This is a genomic window from Shewanella sp. 2_MG-2023 (assembly GCF_030548905.1).
Taxonomy (GTDB): Bacteria; Pseudomonadota; Gammaproteobacteria; order Enterobacterales; family Shewanellaceae; genus Shewanella; species Shewanella electrodiphila.
This window is the reverse complement of the sequence record NZ_JAUOSO010000003.1, coordinates 79515-96201: the sequence shown is the minus strand read 5'-3', so window position 1 is coordinate 96201 and position 16687 is coordinate 79515. Positions and strand designations below refer to the sequence as shown.

General features: G+C 39.3%; 15 protein-coding genes. 14 read left to right on the top strand and 1 reads right to left on the bottom strand.

The genetic code is table 11. The annotated features are described in order from the left end of the window. The first annotated feature begins 53 nt into the window (after positions 1-53). The 5 genes from Q4600_RS04350 (at position 54) to Q4600_RS04330 (ending at position 5565) form a co-directional block, all read left to right on the top strand. The gene (locus tag Q4600_RS04350) at positions 54-542 is read left to right on the top strand and encodes a hypothetical protein (RefSeq protein WP_102526903.1); all 489 of its coding nucleotides are present in this window, start codon (positions 54-56) and stop codon (positions 540-542) included. A gap of 55 nt (positions 543-597) precedes the next feature. Beyond that, complete coding sequence (locus tag Q4600_RS04345; RefSeq protein ID WP_303513103.1) at positions 598-1335, top strand: hypothetical protein; 738 nt, start codon at positions 598-600, stop codon at positions 1333-1335. A gap of 84 nt (positions 1336-1419) precedes the next feature. Then, a complete protein-coding gene (locus Q4600_RS04340) occupies positions 1420-2205 on the top strand; it encodes a hypothetical protein (RefSeq protein WP_303513100.1) in 786 nt (261 codons plus the stop codon). A 2-nt stretch (positions 2206-2207) separates the two neighbouring features. Beyond that, a complete protein-coding gene (locus Q4600_RS04335) occupies positions 2208-4664 on the top strand; it encodes a fimbria/pilus outer membrane usher protein (RefSeq protein WP_303513097.1) in 2457 nt (818 codons plus the stop codon). Beyond that, on the top strand, positions 4654-5565 hold the full coding sequence (locus tag Q4600_RS04330; protein WP_303513095.1) for a hypothetical protein: 912 nt from the start codon (positions 4654-4656) through the stop codon (positions 5563-5565). The genes Q4600_RS04335 and Q4600_RS04330 overlap by 11 nt, the downstream gene beginning before the upstream one ends. Positions 5566-5573: 8 nt before the next feature. On the opposite strand, the gene Q4600_RS04325 is transcribed toward Q4600_RS04330, so the two are convergent. Continuing rightward, complete coding sequence (locus Q4600_RS04325; protein ID WP_102526908.1) at positions 5574-6227, bottom strand: LuxR C-terminal-related transcriptional regulator; 654 nt, start codon at positions 6225-6227, stop codon at positions 5574-5576. A 261-nt stretch (positions 6228-6488) separates the two neighbouring features. On the opposite strand from Q4600_RS04325, the gene prfC reads away from it, so the two are divergent. The 9 genes from prfC to deoD all read left to right on the top strand — a co-directional run bounded on the left by prfC (position 6489) and on the right by deoD (position 16679). Continuing rightward, on the top strand, positions 6489-8072 hold the full coding sequence (gene prfC, locus Q4600_RS04320) for a peptide chain release factor 3 (RefSeq protein WP_102526909.1): 1584 nt from the start codon (positions 6489-6491) through the stop codon (positions 8070-8072). Positions 8073-8192: 120 nt separating this feature from the next. Further along, complete coding sequence (locus Q4600_RS04315; RefSeq protein ID WP_248954926.1) at positions 8193-8453, top strand: hypothetical protein; 261 nt, start codon at positions 8193-8195, stop codon at positions 8451-8453. Then, entirely contained in the window at positions 8446-9207 is a 762-nt protein-coding gene (locus Q4600_RS04310; RefSeq protein WP_303513090.1) for a TatD family hydrolase, read from the top strand. Before Q4600_RS04315 ends, Q4600_RS04310 begins: the two co-directional genes overlap by 8 nt. Before the next feature lie 181 nt (positions 9208-9388). Continuing rightward, positions 9389-10651: a NupC/NupG family nucleoside CNT transporter gene (locus tag Q4600_RS04305; RefSeq protein WP_102526912.1), complete on the top strand. Its 1263-nt coding sequence runs from the start codon at positions 9389-9391 to the stop codon at positions 10649-10651. Positions 10652-11012: 361 nt separating this feature from the next. After that, positions 11013-11873 carry an outer membrane protein OmpK gene (locus Q4600_RS04300; protein ID WP_248954928.1) on the top strand — a complete coding sequence of 287 codons (861 nt, stop codon included), beginning with the start codon at positions 11013-11015 and terminating at the stop codon, positions 11871-11873. Positions 11874-12324: 451 nt separating this feature from the next. Further along, on the top strand, positions 12325-13098 hold the full coding sequence (gene deoC / locus Q4600_RS04295) for a deoxyribose-phosphate aldolase (RefSeq protein WP_229368947.1): 774 nt from the start codon (positions 12325-12327) through the stop codon (positions 13096-13098). Positions 13099-13284: 186 nt separating this feature from the next. Then, a complete protein-coding gene (gene deoA, locus Q4600_RS04290; protein ID WP_102526915.1) occupies positions 13285-14616 on the top strand; it encodes a thymidine phosphorylase in 1332 nt (443 codons plus the stop codon). Between the two features lie 12 nt (positions 14617-14628). Further along, positions 14629-15843, top strand: coding sequence for a phosphopentomutase (locus tag Q4600_RS04285; RefSeq protein ID WP_248954930.1), 1215 nt, complete (start codon positions 14629-14631; stop codon positions 15841-15843). A gap of 125 nt (positions 15844-15968) precedes the next feature. Next, the gene (deoD, locus tag Q4600_RS04280) at positions 15969-16679 is read left to right on the top strand and encodes a purine-nucleoside phosphorylase (protein ID WP_102526917.1); all 711 of its coding nucleotides are present in this window, start codon (positions 15969-15971) and stop codon (positions 16677-16679) included. The last annotated feature ends 8 nt before the right edge of the window (positions 16680-16687 follow it).

Below are 16687 nucleotides of genomic sequence, written 5' to 3'. Positions count from 1 at the left end.
GAACAAATCGGTGTAGCAAAAAACCAATCTGAATATTAAAAAGGAGTTTTACCATGAAAAAGTATACTTTAGCAGCAGCTGCTGTAGCAACTTTATTTGTAGGTTCAGCAAGCGCAGTAGAAGTTAACCTTAGCGGCAACATTCAAGAAGTCTGTGAAGCGAGTGCTACTCAAACATCACTTAGCGATATGTCAACGACTACAATGTCAGGCTTTTCTTTTGTGTGTAATGACCGTGATGGTGCGACAGTTACGATTACAAGTGCTGAAGGTGGATTACAAGGAATTGACTCAGAAGATCTCGTTATCCCTTATGTAGCGACGCTTTCTGTAGGTGGTTTTGGTGACCTAATCTTGGATTTAACAACTGGTGGTAACACCGGTACTAATGATGCTTCACAATCTCGTGACTTTACTGGTGCACAGCTATTAAATGGCGCAGCAGCAACATTGGAGATTAACTTTGGAGCACTAACTACAGGTACTGGTGCTTGGGCTGGTGCATATTATGATCAGTTAACAATTCAAATCTCAGCAATTTAAGACTTTAACAACCTATGCGGGAGAACATCTCCCGCATTATTACGGAATAAAACTTATGGAAAAGTTATCAAATAAACAGTTAACACTCAGTATATTCATTCTCTTTACTTCTTTGTTTCTTATCAATCCTTACGCGCTTGCTTATCAGGTTCAGCCTATGTCTGCTGAAATAAAACCTGTTGGAAAGCAATCACAGTATTCTCTTCGTGTTGATAATACCGATTCATTTCCTGTTTCATTAGAATTTATTCCATGGCTCGTTACTCAAGATGAGTTTGGTAAAAACACCTTATCTCCTGCAGATAATGATTTACTCGTTATACCTATGACAGCGGTTGTTCAGCCAGGAAAGTCACAAACTATTATGGTTCGTTACTTAGGTGAGCCTGTGATAGAGCAATCACAAACTTATTCTATCGAGATTAACCAAGTTACTGTCGCGATGGAAGATGTTTCAGCGTCTGAACTTGGGATCGCATTTAACTTTAAAACGATGCTGAATGTTACGCCTGATGATTCAAAGGCTGAGTTAAACGCAAAGTCTTTTCAATCTCACGGAGATACCTGGAACATTGAAGTTGTCAATAGTGGTAACCGCTTTGCAAAAATTACTGAAATGGAGTGGGTCGTTTCAGATGGTAATCATTCAGTGACGTTAGATCGCGACAATATTAAGAACTTTGTTGTAGGCAAGATGGTGATGCCTAATGCGTCTCGAATTTTTACAGTCAGTCAAATAGATAAAATTGATATGGGTAATGCCAGCGTAAAAATTAAATGGTTACAACAGTAATTGTCATCTCAAGCATTTCAAAAATAGGTCATTGATCTAGATAATACAAGAGCAGTAATAATGAACCCTAAACGGAGTGATGAGATGATTAACCTTAATACGTTTTCCACCTCAATCACTTTTTTATGCTTGGTGATATTACTGTTTATGACGAGTCACTCATTCGCATTAGAAATATCCCCACTGACACTTGAGTTAAAGTCAGACTCCAGGCCTCAATATCAACAAATTTTTGTTAGAAACCCTTCAAATAAGACGGTTCCTGTTGAAATAAATTTAAACAAAATTGTATTTAATCCTGCTTCAACAGGTAATTCCTTTTCGCTGTTAGCTGTAGAAAATGATAGTGAGTTATTGGTTTTTCCCCCTGCATTAGTGTTAGAGCCAGGAGAAGTAAAGTCAGTAAGAGTTCAATGGATAGGGACACATGCTGTGAAGCAGTCAGTAAGTTATTTCGTGCGCTTTAGTCAACCGAGTTTATCGCTGCCTATGTCAGAGGAAAATTCTCAGGAAAATACGCAAAGTGGAGTTAAGGTTTTTGTGCATTTCAATGCTGTTGTTCATTTGAGTGCTAATGATTTGTTAGCTGATTTAGCCGTTGTTGAAGGTTCAATAGCGTTCCATGAACAAGAACACAAGCTAGTTTTTGATGTGAAAAATAATGGTCAGCGCTACAGTTATTTAAAACCATACCATTTAGCAGTAGTAAACTCAGATGGCTCGACTACTCCATTACTAAATGAAGCCGCTTTTAGCCAGTTAGGGGATATATTCTTTCCTCCTCAAATGATTAAAAAGGTATCTATTCCCTATGAAAAATTATGGGTTCAAGGTACTAAACTCAAAATCAATAATTCAAAAAGAGATTAGGAATGTTTAAGTCATCCGTTATCTCAATTTTAATCATGTTGCTTTGTTTATTAACTACATCAGTTATGGGCTCTGAAATAATAAACCCCACAGGTCGAGATATTACCTTAACGAGTTTATTAAGGTTGCATGATACTGTGATTGGTGAAGTTGAAGTGACTATAACCAAAGAACAGCTCATTTTAATGCCTGCAGAAGCAACAATCACATTGCTTAATGCAACTTTATCGGATGAGGTTCTGAGTTCACTGTCTGAGCAACAGTTAGATGGCATGATTAGCCAAGCTATGTTTACCAAGCTAAATATAGGGTTGAGCTTTGAAATGTCTTCGCTGGAGTTAGTGCTTGATGCAAACTCTGAAGATTTAAAAGTAGGGCAAATTGATTTTGGAGATAAACCAACACAACGTTCATTTTTAACGCCCTCCTTATTCAGCGGCTATATTAATTTATCTGCTGGAGCTTCAAGACTCGAGAATAACACTCCAGAGAATGATGTGGGTGTGCAGTATAGTCACACACTCGATGCTGGCTTCAATTATGAGCGTGCAGTATTAGAATATGAGTCTATTTATAATGATTATCAAAATCAAAAAGGACTCTATTCAAGGCAAGGAACCCGAATCAATTATGATTTTCCTGAGCAAGGAACACGACTGACCATCGGAGATTTCTATTCCACTGGTGCTACTTTTCAAGATGGAGGCGACATGCTAGGGATAGGGATTGCTAGGGATTTTTCTCTTATTCCAACCAAAAATGTTCGACCGACAGCAGCAAGACAATTCACCCTTCAACGTGCGTCTACTGTAGATCTACTGGTTGATGGTGTTGTGGTACGGCGATTAACCTTGGGTGCAGGTTCTTACAACTTACAAGATATTCCTTTAGCTGAAGGAGTCAGTGACTTAGAACTCATCATTACAGATGCATCAGGAAAAGAAGAAAGGATCAGTTTTTCTATCGCTACAGGGATGGATTTATTAAAAGAAGGTGAGTTTGAATATAATTTTAATGGCGGTATAAAAAGTAATATTAGTGATGCTGAACCAGAGTATGAACGAGAAAAATACCTTATTAATGGTGAATTAGAGTACGGCATAACCCCTGCTTATACATTAGGTGGTAACTTTCAGGTTGGGGATAACAGTTACCAATTAGGTCATAGGAGTTTATTTGCTACAGGTATTGGCATTTTTGATATTAAAACAACTTACAGTTATCAGGATGTGTTAGGTAAAGGACTTGCAGCAAGTGTTGGATATGACTTAATTGGTAGTGCGAGTACCGACAGTACTTTTGAGTTTAGTATTTATTACGATTATTACTCGCAATTTTTCATTGGTGCGAGGAATGATATTCTGGTTACACCAGAAGCCCCAATTAACGCTAATCAACATTTTTTGTCCAGCCGTATTAATTATACATTCAACCCGTTTTTAAAAGTTTCACTTACTGGCAATTATGTTCATGCTTATGATGACGCTCAACGCTACTGGACTTTGAGTCCTTCATTATCTGGTTCTATCTTTGATACAGGTGCGACTTGGAGTGCACGAGTTACCCACAAAGAGTTTTTAGACGATAGTAGCGAGTTTTCAGGGCTACTGACCTTGAGTTGGCCATTTGGTAGTGAATCTAGGGTTATTTCAAGCTATAAAACCGATAACAAAGAAATTAGTTCAGAATATTCTTACCGTAAAAATGTAGGTAACAGTGGCGGAATTTCTATGTTTGCTGGGGCCACTCACTCCGAAACTAATGATATTGATGGTGATGTCGGTATTGATTACGATGCTAATCGCTTTACCTTGAGGGCTCAACATGTCAGCCGTTATAGCGATTTCTCAGAAGATACCAATAATCATGTTACTCAAGCTAAGCTCGCTACAGGTATTGCGTTCTCTGGCGGTCAATTGGCTTTTGGTCGCCCAGTTAGAGAAAGTTTTGCAGTGATAAAGCAGCATAAAAGCATTGAAGATAACCGAACAGAAATTTCTCCTTCTTCAATGGGCGCTAGAGCATATAGTGATGGGCTAGGCCCAATACTTATCCCAGATCTTGCTGCATACAGTGAACAAGTTATCTCTTATGAGGTTGAAGATTTACCTGCTGGGTATGATTTAGGTGCGGGTGTTTTTCCTGTCTACCCAGGCAATGGTCAAGGTTACAACTTACAAATTGGTTCAGAGGCAGCAATTACCTTGATGGGGACACTGCTTGATAAAGAAACTCAGCAACCGATTACATTAGTCGCAGGAAAAGCGGCTTTGATCGGGCGTGATGATCTTGAACCATTACAATTTTTTACGAATAGAACGGGTCGTTTTGCTATTTCCGGTGTAAGGCCTGGCACATATAAGATTAAATTAAATACACCTACACCACGATACTTCGAACTGGTTATTGATGAAGATAGCAGCGCGTTATTGCGCTTAGGGAAACTCTATGTCGATTAAGCAATTTAAAAATTTTAATCTGTTATTGGTATGTTTTTCATATCTATGTTGTCCGGTCGCGGCTTTAGCATGCACTGCGAAGATTCAATCATTAGACCTTCAAGCTGGAAGTTATGATGATTACGATGTTTTTACTTCAGAAGCATATGGGTTAACTCAACAATATGAAGCCAAGGTGCTTTTTTCAGATGTCGTAGAAGGGGAGGAATGTCTGTTTTATTTTTCGGCATCTACTTTTGATTCAACAACTAAATTAACTTCCTTAAAGAATGAAAGTTTATTTTTTGAGCCAGTTCCTCAGTCATTAGACAGTGGCGTGCAGAATAATCGATGGTTTGGCAAAGTGTCACCCGCAAGTGACCGCTTTAGATTTCAATTACGCTTTCCAAGTCATCAATTTGGTACATATGGTAACTATGACGCATTATTGGAAGCTAAACTTCATCAATTACCTGACGGTGGTCAGGTAATTGATGAACTGCAACAGTTGATTGCCGCTTCTATTGAACAGGCTGCACAAGTGAGCTTTTATGGCGTATCAGATAATACCTATCATCTTGATCTTGGTTATTTATCAACAGGGAAAGTAATCAATGCTGCACCTAATTTATTTGTCAAAAGTACGACTGACTATTCTTTATCTTTTGAATCTATGAATAAGGGTGTCTTGAAACATCAAAATCAACAAAGCCAATGGGATATTGATTATCAGCTTACATTGAACAATATTGAGATAGATTTATCTCATAATGAAAATCAATTTTATGCTAACTCAGCAACGGTAAGTCAAGGTGAGCGTCTACCTCTGAAAATTGTCATTGGCGAGACCGAAGATAAATTAGGTGGTATATATACTGATGAAATACATATATATATTAGTCCTGGCGGTTTTGCAGAATAAAACTTTGCTTACTGTAAGTTCTCTTTGACCCAACTCATTGCTTGCAGTCTATTTTTTACATCAATTTTTTTAAAGACTTTATATAAATGAGATTTCACAGTATGTTCGCTTACGAAAAGAATATCAGCTATTTCAATATTGGATTTGCAAGTTGGTAGTAATGCCAATACATCAAGCTCTCGAGATGTGAGTGCCGTTGTTGGTTGTGCGGATGGTTTAAAGTCAGTTCTATAGTGTTGCAAAAGCTCTGTCATGACACTACGTGGCAACCAGTATTCTCCATTGAGAATTTTTTCCATACCAATAATAAACTCTTTAAGAGGGGTATTATTGGCAAAAACGCCACAGCAATTAGGCCATCTTAAGATTTTTTGTTTGTCATGGAAATCATCAGTATTGAGCAGAATTGTTGAAATGTTGCCAGTGTTAGAGGCTAGAATATTTTGCCAGTGAAGGGTTTCGTCTTCATCTAAGTTATTGACATCAATTAATAACAAGCTGTTTTCAGGGCACGATTGAGCCAAAAGCAATTCACATTTTGAGATACGAACTACTTGGTTAAGGTTATCTTTAATAAATTGGCTTAATATTCTATTTTGAATATTGTCGGAGCCCAGCAAGGTTAAGGTATAGATAGTCATAGTCTTAATTTTGTATTTCACTAAGTATCATAGATTAGTCGAATGAGTCATATCCTCTATAAGTGTTAAATTACCAACAGAAGTTATATCCTCTAACCTAAGAGTGATTATAGTTGTTTTTTTGAGCTAAAAATATCTTATTTATATTAAATTACCATGATACTTAGGGAAAAAAATAAACCTAGATAGACTTTGTTTATGTAGGGTACGCTTTACCTAGCCAACTATCCTTGGAAAAGCTATAATTTGCGCCATTTTTATCATGCTAGGGCAAAGTAACTCATGTCAGCTCACACAGTCGAGGTCGATAAACGTCGTACCTTCGCGATTATTTCGCATCCAGATGCCGGTAAGACCACTATTACCGAAAAGGTACTTTTATTCGGACAAGCTATTCAAACTGCAGGTACCGTTAAAGGCCGTGGCTCTAAGCAACATGCTAAGTCAGATTGGATGGAAATGGAGAAAGATCGTGGTATTTCTATCACGACCTCTGTCATGCAGTTCCCATATAGCGATTGTCTGGTAAATTTACTTGATACTCCCGGTCACGAAGATTTCTCAGAAGATACTTACCGTACCTTAACTGCTGTTGACTCATGTTTGATGGTCATTGACTCCGCTAAAGGTGTCGAAGACCGAACCCGTAAGCTAATGGAAGTGACCCGTTTACGTGACACGCCGATTGTGACCTTCATGAACAAATGTGACCGTGATATTCGCGATCCTATGGAAGTGATGGATGAAGTTGAAAATGAGCTGAAAATTGCCTGCGCTCCGATCACTTGGCCTATTGGCTGTGGTAAATCATTCAAAGGTATTTACCATATTCACCGTGATGAAGCTGTTTTGTATCAGTCTGGCTTAGGTCATATGATCCAAGAAGTGCGCACAGTGAAAGGCATTGATAATCCAGAACTAGATGTTGCAATTGGCAGTGAGCTTGCTGAAATCTTACGTGAAGAGCTTGAACTTGTTGTGGGTGCTTCTCATGAGTTCGATTTAGATGCGTTTCTTAGCGGAAAATTATCACCAGTATTTTTTGGTACTGCATTAGGTAACTTTGGTGTTGACCATGTATTAGATGGCTTAACAGAGTGGGCTCCTAAACCACAACCGCGTGCGACTGAAGCAAAAGTGATTCAAGCTGAAGATGAAAAATTCAGTGGCTTTGTATTTAAAATTCAAGCGAATATGGACCCAAAGCATCGTGACCGTGTGGCATTTATGCGTATTGTTTCTGGTAAATACCAGAAAGGCATGAAGATGCATCATGTACGTGCCGGTAAAGATGTTCGTATTTCAGATGCATTGACCTTTGTTGCAGGTGATCGTGAGCAAGTTGAAGAAGCTTATCCAGGTGACATCATTGGTTTACATAACCACGGCACTATTCAAATTGGTGACACTTTCTCTCAAGGTGAGAAGCTTAAGTTTACCGGTATTCCTAACTTTGCTCCGGAAATGTTCCGTCGTATTCGCTTGAAAGATCCATTAAAACAAAAGCAATTACTGAAGGGCTTAGTGCAACTTGCTGAAGAAGGTGCAGTTCAAGTCTTTAGACCACTTGATACCAATGATCTTATTGTTGGCGCTGTAGGTGTACTACAATTTGAAGTCGTTGTTGGTCGTCTTAAAAGTGAATATAACGTAGAAGCAATCTATGAAGGCATCAGTGTCTCGACTGCTCGCTGGGTATATTGTAAAGATGAGCGTAAATTAGAAGAATTCCGTCGTAAGTGTAGTACTAACCTTGCACTAGATGGTGGTGATAACCTAACTTATATTGCGCCAACCATGGTAAACCTTAATTTATCAATGGAACGTTATCCTGATATTGAATTTGCTAAGACTCGTGAGAACTAAGCATTAATTCAATATTGGTATAATTTTAAAGGCGGGTAACCGCCTTTTTTATTGCCTGAATTTTAATAAGTGAGCCAATAGCCAATAAATGTATGCCATCAGTTTTTCTAAGGGAGCGATATGCCATTGAACACAAATAAAACTCTGATTTTATTGCGCTACCTTTTCTTACCTTGGAAGGCTTATATTCGCTGGTGTGACAAGATGGGGCTGACGCTAGAGAATAAAAGAAGTTGTGCCCCTCGAATTGAAGAGCCCCAGCTGAATGTTGATGTTCTTGCTTACATGAAAAAAAATCGAATAAAACCTGAAAGAACCCAATTGGATTGTAATAACAATGATGAGGGGACTGAGTCTTTGAAGGAGAACCTGCATGATTGATACTCATGCACACCTTGACCTTGAGGATTTTGATCATGATCGCGATACGTTATTTAACGAAATGCGAGATCATGGCATTACTAACGCAATCATACCCGGTATTAGTGAAACGCAATGGTGCAAACAAATTGCGATTGCCGCTGAATTTAATTGCTACTACGCCTTAGGCATTCACCCTTGGTATGTCCCTAACAATATTGATGATTCATTAACTTTATTAGAACAAAAAATAATCGAACATAAAGATAATGCTCGTTTTGTTGCGCTCGGCGAGTGTGGTCTTGATAAATTAAAGCCACACTTTCCTATGCAATTAGAGTTACTTTCTGGGCAGTTAACAATGTCTGTCAGGTTTCATCTTCCTGTCATATTGCATGCGGTAAAATGTCATCAAGAGTTAATTGAATTATTAATCCGTAACCCCAACCCTCGAGGCGGTGTGATACATGGTTTTTATGGTGGGCCTGAGCTAGCAAAGCGCTATATTGATTTAGGATATAAATTGGGAATAGGGGGATTATTGATGAACCCTAATGCTAAAAAATTACGCAAAACGATCACAGAAATAGACATCAAACATTTCTTAATTGAAACAGACTCACCGAGTATGACGCCATATAATGCACTTGAAAAACGAAATACGCCGCTTCATTTGCCAAAGTTCGTTTCAGAGATCGCAAATTTACAGAAAAAAACAACTGTTTCTATTTTAGAACGATTGAATAAAAACGCCTCCCAACTGTTTGAGCTGTAATTCTTTTTTTTTAAACACAGTTATTAATTAATATTAATGTTGCATAAGATCCTGAAATTAAACTCTAAAAGTATGATCTAATCCACGATTTTCATCTGCTCCTCAGTTATAATCATTAACGGAAAATAGGTGAGTTAACAACAAATATACAAATCGTTAACATAAATAAGGGTGATGATTAATGGATATACTAATGAGTCTAGTAGGTGTGGTTACCATACTAGCAATCGGTTATGCACTATCAAATAATAGAAAAGCAATTAATGTTCGTACTGTTGGTGGCGCTTTAGCTATCCAAGCGTTCTTTGCTGGTTTTGTTCTATATGTTCCAGTGGGTAAAGACATCTTAAAAGGTGTTTCTGATGCTGTTTCTAGCGTTATTGGCTATGCACAAAGTGGTATTAACTTTTTATTCGGCGATTTAGCCCAATTTAAAGTTGGTTTCATTTTCGCTGTTAACGTTTTACCAGTTATCGTATTCTTCTCTTCTCTAATTGCAGTTCTATACTACTTAGGCATTATGCAGTGGATCATCCGTATTATCGGTGGTGGTTTACAAAAAGCATTAGGCACAAGCCGTACTGAGTCTATGTCTGCTACTGCTAACATCTTCGTTGGTCAAACAGAAGCGCCTCTAGTTGTACGTCCATTTATCGCGACAATGACTAACTCTGAATTATTCGCAATCATGGTTGGTGGTCTTGCATCAATCGCGGGTTCAGTATTAGCTGGTTACGCACAGATGGGTGTACCAATTGAGTACTTAGTTGCTGCATCATTCATGGCTGCTCCTGGTGGTCTTATGATGGCTAAACTAATGCATCCTGAAACTGAAGAAGCTAAGAACGAAATGTCTGAGCTTCCTGAAGATCCTGACAAGCCAGCTAACGTTTTAGACGCTGCTGCTGCAGGTGCTTCATCAGGTATGCATTTAGCGCTTAACGTAGGTGCGATGTTAATCGCATTCGTTGGTCTAATTGCAATGATCAACGGTATCATCGGTGGTGTTACTGGTTGGTTTGGTCTTGAAGGTATTACTTTAGAACTTATTCTAGGTTACATCTTTATGCCTTTAGCATTCTTAATCGGTGTACCTTGGAACGAAGCACTTGTTGCCGGTTCATTCATCGGTCAAAAGATTGTTGTTAACGAATTCGTTGCATACCTTAACTTTGCTCCTTACTTACTTGATGCATCAGCTGAAGGTTACCAAGTAGTAGCAGAAACGGGTCTGATGATGACTGACAGAACCAAAGCGATTATCTCTTTCGCACTTTGTGGTTTTGCTAACTTATCTTCAATTGCGATTCTATTAGGTGGTTTAGGTGCTATGGCTCCTAGCCGTCGTCATGACTTAGCTAGACTAGGTATCCGTGCTGTTATGGCCGGTTCACTAGCTAACTTAATGAGCGCAACTCTAGCAGGTCTATTCTTAGCGATTTAATCCTAAGATAGGTTTGACTATGAGCTCATTAAAAGCCGTTATTACTCAGGTAATAACGGCTTTTTTTTGTGTATTTTAGCTAACTTTAACCAAAGTTTAATCTGTTTTTATTTTGTCTGGCATGTCAGTTGCTATGACAAGTTAGTAGTGATTTATATTGATTTAGTCAAAAATTGCAGTTTATTAGACATAAACGTTCTAAGTTGTTAGTGAAAAGTAGAGATATTGTTCACATTTTGGGATTAAGTATTCGTATTTTTACCAATTCTTATTGAGCTTTTATTCATTAGATGTACAATGCAAACGTTTATAAAAATCGCCACCCTCGAAGGTGGTAATAAATATATCAATGGGGTTGATAATGAAAAACGTTAAAACTTTAGCTTTAGCTGCTACAACTATCGCTGCAATGTCTGCACCTGCTATGGCTGCTGACAGAACTGATCTTCGTGCTGGTGATTACAGTTGGATGCAGTTCAATGCAATGTACGCAGTAAATGAACTTCCGCGTGATGGTTCTACTGATAATGGCCATGATTACTTAGAAATGGAATTTGGTGGTCGCGCTGGTGTTGTTGATTTATACGGTTATGTTGATGTGTTCAACATCACAAACCGCGATTACGGTGATAAGAATAACGGCGCAAGCAAAATGTTCATGAAGTTTGCTCCTCGTTTCTCTTTAGACGCAATTACAGGTAAAGATTTATCATTTGGCCCTGTTCAAGAAGTTTACATCTCTACTCTATTTAACTGGGGTGGCGGCGCTATCCGTGGTACAGATGTGAATGGTAATGAGACAAATGACGTAAACAACGCTTCTATTGGTATCGGTGCTGACGTTATGGTTCCATGGTTAGGTAAAACTGGCATGAACTTATACGGTTTTTACGACTTGAACCTAAAAGAGTGGAATGGTTACCAGTTCTCAGCTAACTGGTTCAAGCCAGTTATGAACTTTGATAATGGTTCTTTCGTATCATTCCAAGGTTACGTAGATTACCAATTTGGTGCTGATGAAAAGTACGGTAATGAATTTGTACCACAAACTACTAGTGGTGGTGCTGCATACTTCGGTCTGCACTGGCATTCAGATAACTACGCTGTAGGTTACGGTCTTAAAGCATACCAAGACGTTTACTTACTTGAAGATGGCGGCGGAATCGTTGGCCTAGAAACTACAGGTTTCGCACATTACTTCACTGCAACTTACAAGTTCTAAATTAAACTTGTAAGCGATTGGAGCCACTGAAATAGTGGCTCCAAATTTATTCTTAAATATCCAAAAAAATCTTAAAATATGTTAGTCTTTACTTAAGTACATCGAAAAGTTTGTTAGAATGTATTTAAATAAATATTAACGTCCAAACAGTGGTTTATTTGAACTAACTTTTGATGATTTCGTCATATATGGTTCAACTTAATAGTTTGGATTGATTTGCGCGCTAAAAGGGATTTTTCGCGGAATGGATGGGACAATGTCATTGTTTCACCTCTTCCGGTCTTCAAGGATTCAAGTCGTGGTACTCGTTATCATATTGAATACTTAGTTCAGTAACTTATGAATTAATTTACTGGCAATGCTCGAAGGCCCGGCCTCACAATTAATCTACTGCCAGCTTTACGCATTGCCAAAACAAGATTTTATTAGGTTTTTGTTTCGGAGAGCAAACATGAGTGATTTAAAAAAAGCAGCACAATTAGGTATCTCTTTAATGGATTTAACGACATTAAATGACGATGACACTGATCAAAAAGTGATTGATTTATGCCACAAAGCTAACACAGCTGCTGGCCATACTGCTGCAATTTGTATTTACCCTCGTTTTATTCCAATAGCTCGTAAAACGTTAAATGAGCTGAATTGTGAAGATATCAAAATTGCAACAGTGACTAACTTCCCACATGGTAATGATGATATTGCAATTGCAGTATTAGAAACTCGCGCTGCTGTTGCTTATGGCGCAGACGAAGTTGATGTTGTTTTCCCATACCGCTCGCTGATGGCAGGAAATGAATCTTTAGGATTTGAACTTGTTAAAGCCTGTAAAGAAGCCTGTGGCGATGAAGCAATTTTAAAAGTCATCATTGAATCTGGCGAGCTTAAAGATCCAGCTCTTATCCGTAAAGCTTCAGAGCTTTCAATTGATGCTGGCGCAGACTTCATTAAAACATCAACAGGTAAAGTGCCTGTTAATGCAACGCTAGAAGCCGCTGAAATCATGCTGACAGTCATCAGTGAAAAGAACCGCAACGTTGGTTTTAAACCTGCAGGTGGCGTTCGTGATGCAGCGCAAACAGCTGAATTTTTAGGTGTCGCTGAGCGTTTACTTGGCGCGGACTGGATTAGCCCTGCAAGCTTTAGGTTCGGCGCTTCAAGCTTATTAACAAGCTTATTGCATACGCTTGAACTGTCTGATGCTCCTCAAGGCGCACAAGGCTACTAAATAGAGAGTGGCTAATTAAAGACTTCAAGTTGATTAATCTCGTCATTAGTTAGCCAAACTTGTTTTAACGGTTTTAATTGATAGCATCGATCACCATCGCATTCATGTGATTGGTGCCATCTTGTTAAGGCGGATTGTACAGACTCTAAATGATTAGGGCTTATACATGATGTTGGAGGAAATAGTATGTTTCTCGCTCAAGAAATTATTCGTAAAAAACGTAATGGTGAAGCTCTCAGCAAAGCTGAAATACAATTTTTTGTAGATGGTATTACTCAAAATACTGTCTCAGAAGGTCAAATTGCCGCTTTCGGTATGGCTGTTTACTTTCAAGATATGAACATGGATGAACGTATTGCCTTAACCACAGGCATGCGCGATTCTGGCACTGTATTAAACTGGGATTCATTGTCATTAAATGGCCCTATCATCGATAAGCACAGCACTGGCGGTGTGGGTGATGTTATTAGTTTAATGCTTGGCCCAATGGCTGCTGCCTGTGGCGGTTATGTGCCGATGATTTCAGGTCGTGGTTTAGGTCACACTGGCGGCACACTAGATAAATTCGATGCAATTCCTGGTTACCAAACCGAACCATCTAGTGAATTATTCCGTAAAGTTGTTAAAGAAGCGGGTGTGGCTATTATTGGCCAAACAGGTGATTTAGTCCCTGCTGATAAACGCTTTTATTCAATTCGAGATAATACCGCTACCGTTGAGTCAATCTCGCTTATTACCGCTTCTATTCTTTCTAAAAAACTCGCTGCAGGGCTTGATGCTTTAGCGATGGACGTTAAAGTCGGTAGCGGTGCATTCATGCCAACTTATGAAGCATCTGAAGAGCTTGCTCGCAGCATTACTGCGGTAGCGAACGGTGCAGGCACTAAGACGACCGCTCTACTCACAGACATGAACCAAGTGCTGGCGTCTTGTGCTGGTAATGCAGTAGAAGTGCGTGAAGCGATTAATTTCTTAACGGGTCAATACCGTAATCCACGTCTTTATGAAGTCACGATGGGTTTATGTGCTGAAATGCTGGTATTGGGTGGCATTGCCCAAAATGATGCTGATGCACGTAATAAGTTAAATACCGTATTAGATAACGGTAAAGCTGCTGAGATATTTGGTCGTATGGTATCAGGTCTTGGCGGGCCGACTGACTTTATCGAGTCATATGATAAATATTTACCTCATTCGCAAATCATTCGTCCTGTGTATGCAACCGAACAAGGTTTTGCCCATAGTATGGATACTCGTGAGTTAGGTTTAGCCGTTGTCACACTTGGTGGCGGACGCAGAAAGCCTGGTGACAAATTAGATTACAGTGTTGGCTTAACAGAAGTTTGTGCTTTAGGTGATCAGATTACACCTGATAAACCTATCGCCATGATACATGCACAATCTGAAGCGGCATTTGAAGAAGCTTCAGCCGCGGTACAAAAAGCGATTCACATTAAAGATTCAGCGCCAGAGAAAACGCCTGAAATTTATCGCTATATCCGCGCTTCAGATTTATAAGGGAGTGAGATTATGAAACGTACATTTATTATGATGTTGGATTCGTTCGGTGTAGGTGCTGCAACGGATGCTGATAAATTTGGTGATGTTGGTTCAGATACTTTTGGCCATATTGCTCAAGCATGTGCCGAAGGTAAAGCGGATATTGGTCGTCAAGGACCATTAAAGCTACCTAACTTAGCCAAGCTTGGCTTAGGCCATGCAGGTTTTGAAAGCACGGGTAAATTTGCTGATGCGTTTGGCGATAATGTCGAGGTTATCGGCGCCTATGGTCATGCTGATGAACTAAGCTCTGGTAAAGATACACCGAGTGGTCATTGGGAAATGGCGGGTGTACCTGTGCTATATGAATGGGGTTACTTTTCTGACTTAACAAACTCATTCCCACAAGAGTTAACTGATAAAATCTTAGCTCGTGCTGGTTTAACAGAGTTTTTAGGCAATTGCCACGCATCAGGTACTACAATACTTGAAGAGCTTGGTGAAGAACACATGCGTTCTGGTAAGCCAATTTTTTACACTTCTGCTGATTCGGTATTTCAAATTGCCTGTCATGAAGAAACTTTTGGTTTAGAAAACCTTTATCGTTTGTGTGAAATCACTCGTGAAGAGTTAGAGCCTTATAATATTGGCCGTGTAATTGCGCGTCCATTTGTGGGTACTGGCCCTGATGATTTCGCTAGAACAGGCAACCGTCATGACTATGCGGTATTACCGCCTGCTCCAACAGTATTAGATAAACTTAAAGATGCCGGTGGTGAAGTGGTGAGTATTGGTAAGATTGCCGATATTTATGCCAACAGCGGTATTACGCAAAAGTTTAAGGCCACTGGGCTTGAAGAGTTATTTGATGCAACGCTTGAACAAGTTAAGCGTGCAGGTGATAACACTATCGTGTTCACCAATTTTGTTGATTTTGACTCTCATTATGGCCATCGTCGTGATATAGCAGGTTATGCCAAAGCGTTAGAGTATTTTGACCAACGCTTACCTGAACTATTGGCCTTGCTGAATCCTGAAGATTTGATTGTATTTACAGCGGATCATGGTTGCGACCCAAGCTGGCAAGGTACTGAGCATACTCGTGAGCGAGTGCCTGTGTTGGCATTAGGCGCTGGTTTAGCTGCAGGTTCATTAGGTCGTCGTAATAGTTTTGCTGATATAGGTCAGTCAATTGCGAGTTACTTTGAGCTTGAGCCAATGGAATATGGTGAATCTTTCATTTAACAATGAAACTTACTGTCTTCTAACGATATTATTGTTAATAAATATAGTAGAATCGGTTTGAGTAATTAAGGGGATGACTTAATTACTCATTTTAAAGATTTAAGATAAAAATATAGGGGTTTTTCATGGCTACACCACATATTAATGCTGTTGACGGTGCTTTTGGCGAAACAGTTTTATTCCCAGGCGATCCATTACGTGCAAAATACATTGCTGAAACGTTCTTAGAAAACGTTGAGCTAGTGACTGATGTTCGTAACATGTTTGGCTACACTGGTACTTATAAAGGGACTCGCATCTCTGTTATGGGTTCAGGTATGGGTATTCCTTCTTGTTCAATCTATGCTCATGAGTTAATCAAAGAATACGGTGTTAAAAACCTGATTCGTGTTGGTACTTGTGGCGCGATTAGCACTGACGTAAAAGTACGTGACGTAATTATTGGTATGGGTGCTTGTACTGACTCACAAGCCAACCGTTTACGTTTCAAAGGTCAAGACTTTGCTGCTATTGCAGATTATGGCCTAATGAGCGCTGTTGTTGATTCAGCTAAAGCTCATGGTACTAACATCCGTGTTGGTAACGTTTTCTCTGCTGATTTATTCTACACTCCAGATCCTTCTATGTTCGACACAATGGAAAAAATGGGTGTTTTAGGCGTCGAAATGGAAGCTGCTGGCCTTTATGGCGTAGCACACGAACTTGGTGCTAAAGCATTATGTGTCGTAACTGTTTCTGACCACATCAGAACTGGCGAAAAGACCTCTTCTGACGAGCGTCAAACTACGTTCAATGACATGATTGTTATGACATTGGATGCAGCAATTACTCTTTAATGTAGAGT